This is a genomic window from Paraconexibacter sp. (assembly GCF_059438195.1).
In genome coordinates, this window is sequence record NZ_JBLKKY010000104.1 from 1 (window position 1) to 9,992 (window position 9,992).

Below are 9,992 nucleotides of genomic sequence, written 5' to 3' on the forward strand. Positions count from 1 at the left end.
TCGCCCCCTATGTGGGGGTCAATTCAACGCGCGTTGATTTCGCCCCCTATGTGGGGGTCAATTCAACGCGCGTTGATTTCGCCCCCTATGTGGGAGCCAACTCAACGCGCGTTCGATTCGCCCGCCGCGGCGCGTCGCCGGGGCGGGCGAGGTCAGCAGGGCATCGGGAGGCCGAGGAGCGCCGCGCGAGCGCGGAGGGTCGCCCGCAGCTTCGCCGCCGTGCGGGCGCGCTCCGGTCCAGGCCGCACCTGGCGCCAGCGCAGCCGGAGGGTCAGCCAGCCGAGCGCCGAGAGCTCGAGGTCGCGAGCCGCATCGCGCGCCCGCTCCGCCGCGGTGACGTGAAAGCGGTGACCATCGAGCTCGATGACGAAGAGGAGGTTGAAGTAGACGACATCGCGCTCGGCTCCGTGCACCATGACGTTGAATCCTGGCGTCGGAAGGCCGGCCTCACGGAGCAGATCCCGCATGGCGTCCTCGAACGCCTTGCGGGTGGGAGGCTCCTCGTCGGCGAGCTCGTCGAGGATCCCGCGGAGCACGGGCGTGCCCGGCCACGGCCGTCCGTCGAGTGCCGCGCACATCGTCGGGTGGTCGTAGATCCGCAGCGTCATGGCGGCTTCGACGGCGCGCATGAGCTCCGCACGGGGAAGGAGGGGAGCGCAGTCGACGAGCGTCCGGCTCCAGCAGGTGACGGGCAGGCCGTCCACCAGGACGACCTCCGGCGGAGCCACCGCGCGGGATCGTCCCGCCCGCGCTGATCGGCGCCGCCGTCGGTGCTGCGTCGGGACCGCGATCTGGATGGACGCCGGCCGCCGCTCAGTGAGACCGATGTGCGCGAGCGCGGTCACCCGGTTGAGGAAGGCGTCGGGGCCGCAGGCGAGGAGGTCCACTGCCATGCGTCCCTGCGGCGCGAGCTCCCGGCGGCCGACGGCGTAGACGCCGCGATGCTCGCACCAGAGCGATCGCCCGACCCTCGCTGAGATCTCCTTGCTCGTCACGCCGAGCACGAGCAGCTGAGGCCGGGCGGCGGACCCCCACTGGCGGCCCTCGAGACGAGCGATGACGCCGTCGGCCGTCTCCTCCGACCCGCGAGGGGCGACCGCGCTCCCGTCGAGCGCGATGACGGCGTCGGCGTCCCTGGCCGCCTCGGTGGACGCGCCGGCCCAGAAAGGGAGCCAGGGGCGTGATGGCGACGGCGCGAGTTGGTGCATGTCGACAAGGGTCCGATGGATGCCTGTCACGACTCCAGACCTCGATGCAGAGGTTCTGTCGCGAGAGTCGGGAGAAAGCCCGCGGCGCGGCTCGCGCAGGGGGGCGAATCCAACGCGCGTTGATCTCGCCCCCATATGGGAGCGAATCGAACGCGCGTTGATTTCGCCCCCTATATGGGAGCGAATCGAACGCGCGTTGATTTCGCCCGCCCCCGCCCGCGCCCCCGTCGCCCCCTTCCCGCGCCACCCCGCCCACCGCCCCTGCGACACTCTTCACGTGCCCGATGCGCGCTTCGAGGAGCACCTCTCGCACCCCGCCGGTCGGGGGCATCGGCCCGCCGGCGCCCACGACGGCGCCGCGGGCGGGGCACCCTGCGGCGACCTCGTGCGCATCTCGGTCGCGGTCCGGGGCGGGACGGTCGTCGACGCCGGATTCGACGCCGAGGGCTGCGGCGCGGTGACCGCCGCGGGCTCCGCGGTCGTCGACCTCGTCCGCGGCGCCCCGCTGCTCGACGCCGCCCGGGTCGGCACGCACGCCGTCGCCGACGCGCTCGGCGGCCTCAGCCCGGGGAAGATCCACGCCGCCGACCTCGCCGCCGACGCGCTGCACCGCGCGCTCGGCGCGGCCGCCCGGACCGACGCGGACGTCGCGCCGCCGGACGGCCCGAGCGGCGCTCGCGACGGCCGCACCCTCGTCGCGATGAGCGGCGGCGTCGACTCCGCCGTCGCCGCGCTGCTCCAGCAGCGCGCCGGGCTCGACGTCGCCTGCGTCACCGTCGAGCTGTGGGCGGACGACGGCCACGACGGCACGCGCTCCTGCTGCTCGGCGGACGCCGTCCGGCTAGCCCGCGCCGTCGCGCACCGCAGCGGGCTCCCGCACCTCACGCTCGACCTCCGCGCGGAGTTCCGCGCCGGCGTCGTCGAGCCGTGGATCGCCGACCACGCCGCCGGGCTCACACCGAACCCGTGCGTGCGCTGCAACGGCCACGTCCGCCTCGACGCGATGACGGGCCTCGCCGACCGCCTCGGCGCCGCCACCCTCACGACCGGCCACTACGCGCGCACGACCCCCGACGGCCTTCTGCGGGCCGCCCGAGACACCGGCAAGGACCAGAGCTACATGCTCGCCGCGCTGCAGCCGGCGCAGGTCGCGCGGCTGCGCTTCCCGCTCGGCGACCTCCTCAAGGCCGAGGTCCGGGCGATCGCCGAGGAGGCGGGCCTGCCGGTCGCGCGCCGACCCGACTCGCAGGACCTCTGCTTCCTCGCCGGGACCGGGCGGTCCGCCTTCCTCGAGCGGCACGGCGGGCTCGGCGAGCGCCCCGGCGACGTCGTCGACGAGGACGGGGCGGTCGTCGGCCGCCACCGCGGCCACCACCTCGTCACCGTCGGCCAGCGCAAGGGGCTCGGCCTCATCGGCGGGACCGGCACGCCGCTCCACGTCCTGCGCACCCTGCCCGACGAGAACCGCGTCGTCGTCGGTCCGCGCGAGCGCCTCGCGACGACCGCGGTCGCGCTCCGGGACATCCGCCTGCACGACCCCGGGGCGACCGTCGACGCCGTGCGCCTGCGCTACCGCTCGCGACCGCTCGCCTGCCGCCTGCGACCCGCAGAGGACGCGGGCCGCGGCACCGTCGAGCTCGCCGAGCCCGTCGAGGGCGCCGCGCCGGGGCAGGTCGCCTGCCTGCTGCGCGGCGACGTCGTCGTGGGATGCGCGACAATCGAGCGGTGACCTCCGACCAGATCCGCGAGACGTTCCTCGAGTTCTTCGCCGCCCGCGACCACCTGCGGCGTCCGTCGGCCTCGCTCGTCCCCGCGACCTTCGATGCGTCGGTGCTCCTCACGACGGCGGGCATGCACCCGCTGAAGTCCTACTTCATGGGGCTCGAGTCGCCGCCCCACCCGCGCCTCACGAGCTGCCAGAAGTGCTTCCGCACGACGGACATCGAGAACGTCGGCAACACCTCCCGGCACCTCACGTTCTTCGAGATGCTCGGGAACTTCTCGATCGGCGACTACTTCAAGGACGGCGCGATCGAGCTCGCCTGGGAGCTCTCGCTCGAGGGCTTCGGCTTCAAGCCCGAGGACGTCTGGGTCACGGTCTTCGAGGGCGACGACGAGCTCGGGCTCGGCCCCGACGAGGAGGCGATCGCCGGCTGGGAGAAGCTCGGCGTCCCGAGCGAGCGCATCGTCCTGTGCCCGCGCTCGGAGAACTTCTGGCAGGCCGGCCCGACCGGCCCCTGCGGCCCGTGCAGCGAGCTCTACCTCGACCGCGGCCTCGCGTACGGCGCGGAGGACGACCTCCCCGGCGGCGAGAACGAGCGGTTCCTCGAGTACTGGAACCTCGTCTTCATGCAGTACGACCAGGATCCGGTCGGCACGCTCACGCCCCTCCCGTCGAAGAACATCGACACCGGCATGGGCCTCAACCGGATGGCGCTCATCCAGCAGGGCGCCGAGACGATCTTCGAGACCGACCAGTTCCGCCCGCTCATGGATCTCGGCCGCGAGCTCGCGACCGCGCCGGAGCCCGACGAGCGCGCCCTGCGGATCCTCGCCGACCACGGCCGCGCGACGACCTTCCTCATCGCCGACGGCGTCGTCCCCTCGAACGAGGACCGCGGGTACATCCTCCGTCGCCTCATGCGGCGCGCGATCCAGCAGGGTCATCGCATCGGCATCGAGCCGGGCTTCCTCCCGCGCTTCGTCGACGTCGTCACGGATGTCATGGGCGGCGCCTACCCCGAGCTCGTGAGCGAGCGCGAGACGATCCTGCGGTGGGTCCGGGCCGAGGAGGAGGGCTTCGGCCGCACCCTCGAGACGGGGATGAAGATCCTCGAGGACCAGCTGGCCGCCGGGACGCTCGACGCGGCCTCCGCGTTCATGCTCCACGACACCTACGGGTTCCCGATCGAGACGACCGAGGAGATCGCGGCCGAGCGCGGTGTCGACATCGACCGCGCGGGCTTCGACGTCCTCATGGGCGAGCAGCGCGCCCGGTCGGCCGCGGCCGGCGGGCGCGGGAAGGTCGGCGGCGAGTCGGACGTCGTCCGCGAGATCGCCGACGTGCCGAGCGAGTTCACCGGCTACGAGCACCTCGAGGAGCACACGACCGTGGCCGGCGTCCTCGAGCGCGACGGCCGGACGTTCGTGAAGCTCGCCGCCTCGCCGTTCTACGCCGAGGGCGGCGGCCAGGTCTCGGACTCCGGCGAGATCGCCTGCGAGGACGGCGACTGCCGCGCGACCGTCGCGGGCGTCGTCCGCGCGGGCGACGATCAGGCGGTCGTCGTCGAGGGACTCGATCCCGCCCGCCCCCTGAAGGACGGTGAGCGCGTCGTCGCCCGCGTCGACCGCGACGCACGACACGCGACGCAGTGCAACCACACCGCGACGCATCTGCTCCACGCGGCGCTGCGCCGCCGCCTCGGCACGCACGTCCGCCAGGCGGGGTCGGCCGTGCGCCCCGACAAGCTGCGCTTCGACTTCACGCACGGTGAGCGCCTCAGCGCCGACGAGCTCCGTGACATCGAGGACGAGGTGAACGACTGGGTCGTCGCGAACCTCCCCGTCCGCGCGCTGACGACGACGCTCGATGAGGCGAAGTCCCTCGGCGCCATGGCGCTCTTCGGCGAGAAGTACGGTGACGTCGTGCGGATGGTCGAGGTGGGAGACGGCTCGTTCTCGCGTGAGCTCTGCGGCGGCACGCACGTCCGCTCGACCGCCGAGATCGGCCTCTTCACGATCACGAGCGAGGGCTCGAGCGCCTCGAACGTGCGCCGCATCGAGGCCGTGACCGGCCCGGAGGCCGTCCGGCTCGCGCGTCACCGCGACACGGTGCTGCGCAGCGCGGCCGACGCGCTGCGCACGCAGCCGGACGCCGTCCCGGAGGCGATCGAGGCTCTGCGCGCGAAGGCCAAGCAGGCCTCGAAGGCGGGCGCCACCGCCAACGGGGCGGTCGACGAGGCCGCGATCGCCGCTGCCGCGGAGGACGTCGGCGGCGCGCCCGTCGTCGTCGCGACCGTCGAGGGCGTCGGCGGCAAGGCGCTCATGGACGTCGCGGACCGTGTGAAGGGCAAGGTCGGCGCCGATGCCGCGATCGTGCTCGGCAGCGCCGTCGAGGGCCGCGTCCATCTCGTCGCCGCGGTCGCGCCGTCGCTCGTCGAGCGCGGCGTGAAGGCCGGGGCCGTCGTGAAGGTGGCCGCCCAGATCGCCGGTGGCGGCGGAGGCGGTCGCGACACGATGGCGCAGGCCGGCGGGAAGGACCCCGAGAAGCTCGGCGAGGCCCTCGCGGCCGCGCGGAAGGCGATCGCCGAGGCGCTCGGCGGATGAGGGTGCTGGCACTCGACTACGGCAGCGCGCGCTGCGGCTGCGCCGTGACCGATCCGACGGGCACGATCGTCACGCCGATCGAGCCGGTCCTGCGACCGGCCACGCGGAAGGGGTTCAACCGCGTGCTCGGCGTCGTCCGGGAGCGCGGCGCGAAGCGGGTCGTCGTCGGCCTGCCCGTGACGCTGCGCGGCGGTGACAGCGCGCAGACGCAGGAGGTCCGCGCGTTCGCGGACCGTCTGTCGGAGGCGGTGCGCGTTCCCGTGGAGCTCTACGACGAGCGGTTCACGACCGCGATCGCCGCACGACGCGGGGGAGAGGGCAGCGAGGACTCACGGGCGGCGGCCGTCCTGCTCGAGGACTGGCTCGCCGAGCACGGCCAGGGGAGCCCCGTCCCCGTCGACGCGGAGGGGGCCGGCTGATGGGTCTGTTCGGATCGAAGGGCGGCGACGGTCCGGAGCGCGGGCCTCGCAGCGAGGAGGAGCGCGAGCGGGCACGCCGCGAGCGGGAGGCGCGCCGCGCCGCACGCGAGGGGCGAGCGGCTCCCCCACCCCCGGAGGAGGCGCGAGCGGTCCCGCCGCCGAGCGCCGGCGAGGACGCGGGGACGCCGCAGGAGCCGGAGGGCCCCAGCGAGGCCCCGCCCCCGGCCCCGTCGGCCCCCGAGCCGGGCGCTGCGGCGCCGCGTCCCATGGAGCCGTCCGAGACCCCGGCCCCCGAGCCGCGTGCTGCGGCGCCGCGTCCGACGGAGCCGTCCGAGACCCCGGCCCCCGAGCCGCGTGCTGCGGCGCCGCGTCCGCCCGAGACGCCCGAGACGCCGCCGCCTGCCACGGAGACCCGCGCTGCGGCACCGCGTCCGACGGAGCCGCCCCAGACCCCGCCCGCACCGCCGGAGACGCGCGCCCCGGCATCGCGCCCTCCGGAGCCGCCGGCGCCCGCGCCCGCGCCCGATCCCGAGCCGCGGATCGGCGACACCTTCGACTGGGAGGCGGAGCCCGAGCACCCGGCGCCCGACGACGAGGCGCCCGCCGGCGTGCGCCGGCTCCGCGGCAGCCGCGCCGGCCGCGACGAGCCTGCCGGCGTGCGTCGCGTCACCGAGGCGGACGCGGCGGCAGCCGGTCACGGCCGCCGGAGCCTCGGGGCCGCCTTCGGCGCTCGCGGCGACGGCCGGGAGTCACGTCGTGCCCCCGGCGCCGGGGGCAGGGGCGGGCGCACGGCGGCACGCGTCCTGCTCCTCGTCGCCGTCCTGCTCGTCGTCGTCATCGGCTGGTTCCTCATCTCGCTCTTCGAGCCCTTCGCCGGGGACGGAGAGGGCACCGGAGAGGTGCGCGTGACGATCCCGGAGGGCGCCTCCGCCGGCGACATCGGCGACATCCTCGCCGAGCAGGGCGTCGTCGACTCGGGCTTCTTCTTCGGCCTCCGCGCGCGTCTCAGCGGCGACTTCGAGGATCTGCGTGCGGGCGACTTCACGCTGGCCGAGGGCATGAGCATCGAGAAGGCGATCGAGGTCCTCACGACGCCGCCCGAGGCCGCGCCGACGATCACGGTGACGATCCCGGAGGGCCGGTCGCGCTCGGAGACGCTGCCCATCATCCGCGAGTCCGCGTTGCGCGGCGACTACATGAAGGCGACGCAGGAGGCCGAGGGCTTCAGCCCGCAGGACCTCTACGGGGCGCCGAAGGACCTCTCGACGCTCGAGGGGTTCCTCTTCCCGGCGACCTACGAGCTGCGGCGGGGCGCGAACGTCCGCGCGCTCGTGCAGCGCCAGCTCGAGGCCTTCCAGGAGAACTTCGCGACGGTCGAGCCGTCCAGGCGGGTCGAGCGCGCCGACCTCACGCCCTTCGAGATCCTCATCGTCGCCTCGATGATCGAGCGCGAGGCGGCGATCGACGAGGAGCGCAAGCTCATCTCGGCGGTCATCCACAACCGCCTCGAGCAGGGCATCCCGCTCGGCATCGACGCGACGATCCGCTTCCGCCTCGACCAGTGGACGGAGCCGCTCAAGCAGTCCGAGCTCGCGATCGACAGCGACTACAACACGCGCACGCGGCAGGGCCTCCCGCCCGGCCCGATCGGCAACCCCGGGATCAAGTCGCTCGAGGCCGCCGCTCGCCCCGCCGACAGCGACGCCATCTACTACGTCGTCAAGCCCTGCGGGAACGGCGCGCACGCCTTCTCGGAGACCGACGCGGAGTTCCAGGAGGACGTCGCAGCGTACAACCGGGCGCGTGATGCCCGCGGCGGGCGGGACCCGAGCGAGTGCGATTGAGCCAGGAGCCACGGGGCCCCGCGTCCCGGCTGAAGCGGCTCGGCGTCCTCGGCTGGCCCGTCGCCCACTCGCGCTCGCCCGCCATGCACAGGGCGGCCCTGCGCGCCGTCGGGCTCGAGGACTGGGCCTACCAGCTCCTCCCGGTCCCGCCCGAGCTCTTCGCGGAGACGACGCGCGCGCTCGGGGACGCCGGCTTCGTCGGCGCGAACGTGACGATCCCGCACAAGGAGGAGGCCCTCGCGATCGCGACGACCGCGACTCCCGCAGCAGCCGCGATCGGCGCCGCGAACACGCTCACGTTCTCCGACGGGACGATCCACGCCGACAACACCGATGCCCCCGGGACCGTCGCGGCGCTGCGCGACGCCGGCGTCGATCCCGGTGCGCCGGGGACGACCGCCGTCGTCCTCGGCGCGGGCGGGAGCGCCCGCGCGGTCGTGTGGGCGCTTCTCGACGCGGGCGCCGACGTCGCGGTGTGGAACCGCACCGCGGCCCGGGCGGAGGCGCTCGCGAGCGAGCTCGGGGCCCGTGCGACGACGTCCCCTCCGGCAGCGGGGACGACGATCCTCGTCAACTGCACGAGCGTCGGGTTGAGCGACCCCGGGGCGACGTTCAAGGATCTGCCGATCGGTGCCGATGCCCTCGACAGCATCAGATGCGTCGTCGACCTCGTCTATCGCCCAGGCGGAACCCCCCTGACCCGCGTGGCTCTCGCCGCGGGCTGCATCGTGGTCGACGGCATGGAGATCCTCGTCCGACAGGGCGCGCTGAGCTTCGAGCGCTGGACCGGGCGCCGTGCTCCGCTCGACGAGATGCGAAGAGGCGCACGTGGACCTGAGCACGGACGACCAGACGATGGCTGACACTCCCCACCTCCGTCCCGTCTTCGACGACGCGCCGGCCGACGGCGACGCGTCGCCCGTCGAGGAGGAGCAGGCGCCGCGCGCCGATGGCGTGACGAAGCCGCGCACCCGCGGGGGGACGACGCGCTTCCTCACGGACGTCATCGTCGAGCTCGGCTACGCCGACCGCCAGCAGGTCGACCGGGCGATCGAGACCGCGCGGGCCCAGGGCACGACGCCGGAGCGCGTCCTCGTCGATCAGGGGACGCTCACCCAGGACCACCTCAGCCGCGCGATCGCGGAGCGCTTCGGGCTCGACCACCTCGACCTCGCGATCTACTCCGTCGACATGGGCGCCGCGAACCTCATCTCGAGCACGGCCGCGAAGCGCTACGACGCGGTGCCCGTCGGCTTCATCGGCGATCGTGCGCTCCTCGTCGCGATGGCCGACCCGAGCAACGTCCTCGCGGTCGACGACATCGCGCTCATGACCGGCTACGAGGTCCGGGCGGCGGTCGCGAGCCGCGAGGACCTCGGCGGACTCATCTCGCGCCTCACCCGGCTCGACGACGCGGTCGCGAGCGCGACCGTCGCGCAGGAGGAGGACGAGGCCGCGGACGCCGAGATCGTCGATCTCCGCGAGTCCGCCGACGACGCGCCGGTCATCAAGCTCGTCAACCAGATCGTCGCCCAGGCGGTCGAGCAGGGGGCGAGTGACGTCCACCTGTCCCCCGACGGGACCCACCTCCGCGTCCGCTTCCGCGTCGACGGCGTCCTCCACGACACCACGACGGTGCCGCGCCGCATGGTCGCCGGCGTCGTCAGCCGCGTGAAGATCATGTCGGACCTCGACATCGCCGAGAAGCGCCTCCCGCAGGACGGCCGCGTCGGGCTCACGATCGACGGCCACCACGTCGACCTCCGGGTCGTCACGCTGCCGAGCGTCCACGGCGAGAGCGTCGTCATCCGCATCCTCGACACCGGCAGCGGCAACGTCGACCTCGAGAAGATCGGGATGGGCGAAGACGACCTGCGCAAGTTCCGCCGGGCGTTCAGCCAGAGCTACGGCGCGGTCTTCGTGACCGGGCCGACCGGCTCGGGCAAGTCGACGTCGCTCTACGCGGCGCTCGGCGAGGTGAGCACGCCCGACAAGAACGTCATCACCATCGAGGACCCGGTCGAGTACCAGATGCCGGGGATCACGCAGGTGCAGATCAATCCGAAGGCGGGGCTCACCTTCGCGACCGGCCTGAGGTCGATGATGCGCGCCGACCCGGACGTCATCATGGTCGGCGAGGTCCGCGACCGCGAGACGGCGCAGATCGCGATCGAGTCCGCGCTCACCGGCCACCT

At 74.0% G+C, this 9,992-nt stretch carries 7 protein-coding genes; 6 read left to right on the top strand and 1 reads right to left on the bottom strand.

The window, feature by feature from the left end; all coding sequences use genetic code 11:
- Positions 1–152 precede the first annotated feature (152 nt).
- The gene (locus tag ACME2J_RS21190; RefSeq protein ID WP_495546938.1) at positions 153–1,208 is read right to left on the bottom strand and encodes a type IV toxin-antitoxin system AbiEi family antitoxin; all 1,056 of its coding nucleotides are present in this window, start codon (positions 1,206–1,208) and stop codon (positions 153–155) included.
- A gap of 277 nt (positions 1,209–1,485) precedes the next feature.
- Between ACME2J_RS21190 and mnmA the strand changes: the two genes are divergently transcribed.
- The 6 genes from mnmA to ACME2J_RS21220 form a co-directional block, all read left to right on the top strand.
- Positions 1,486–2,937, top strand: coding sequence for a tRNA 2-thiouridine(34) synthase MnmA (mnmA, locus tag ACME2J_RS21195; protein ID WP_495546939.1), 1,452 nt, complete (start codon positions 1,486–1,488; stop codon positions 2,935–2,937).
- A complete protein-coding gene (alaS, locus tag ACME2J_RS21200) occupies positions 2,934–5,534 on the top strand; it encodes an alanine--tRNA ligase (protein WP_495546940.1) in 2,601 nt (866 codons plus the stop codon). The genes mnmA and alaS overlap by 4 nt, the downstream gene beginning before the upstream one ends.
- Complete coding sequence (gene ruvX / locus ACME2J_RS21205; protein WP_495546941.1) at positions 5,531–5,953, top strand: Holliday junction resolvase RuvX; 423 nt, start codon at positions 5,531–5,533, stop codon at positions 5,951–5,953. Before alaS ends, ruvX begins: the two co-directional genes overlap by 4 nt.
- Positions 5,953–7,797, top strand: coding sequence for an endolytic transglycosylase MltG (gene mltG / locus ACME2J_RS21210; protein WP_495546942.1), 1,845 nt, complete (start codon positions 5,953–5,955; stop codon positions 7,795–7,797). Before ruvX ends, mltG begins: the two co-directional genes overlap by 1 nt.
- The gene (gene aroE / locus ACME2J_RS21215) at positions 7,794–8,660 is read left to right on the top strand and encodes a shikimate dehydrogenase (RefSeq protein WP_495546943.1); all 867 of its coding nucleotides are present in this window, start codon (positions 7,794–7,796) and stop codon (positions 8,658–8,660) included. The genes mltG and aroE overlap by 4 nt, the downstream gene beginning before the upstream one ends.
- Positions 8,653–9,992 (top strand): GspE/PulE family protein (locus ACME2J_RS21220; protein WP_495546944.1); only part of this gene is annotated, 1,340 nt, incomplete at its 3' end. The genes aroE and ACME2J_RS21220, both read left to right, overlap by 8 nt.

Coding starts and splice junctions, on each gene's coding strand:
- ACME2J_RS21190 (WP_495546938.1), bottom strand. CDS start 1,208: ATGCACCAACTCGCGCCGTCGCCATCACGCCCCTGGCTCCCTTTCTGG.
- ruvX (WP_495546941.1), top strand. CDS start 5,531: ATGAGGGTGCTGGCACTCGACTACGGCAGCGCGCGCTGCGGCTGCGCC.
- mltG (WP_495546942.1), top strand. CDS start 5,953: ATGGGTCTGTTCGGATCGAAGGGCGGCGACGGTCCGGAGCGCGGGCCT.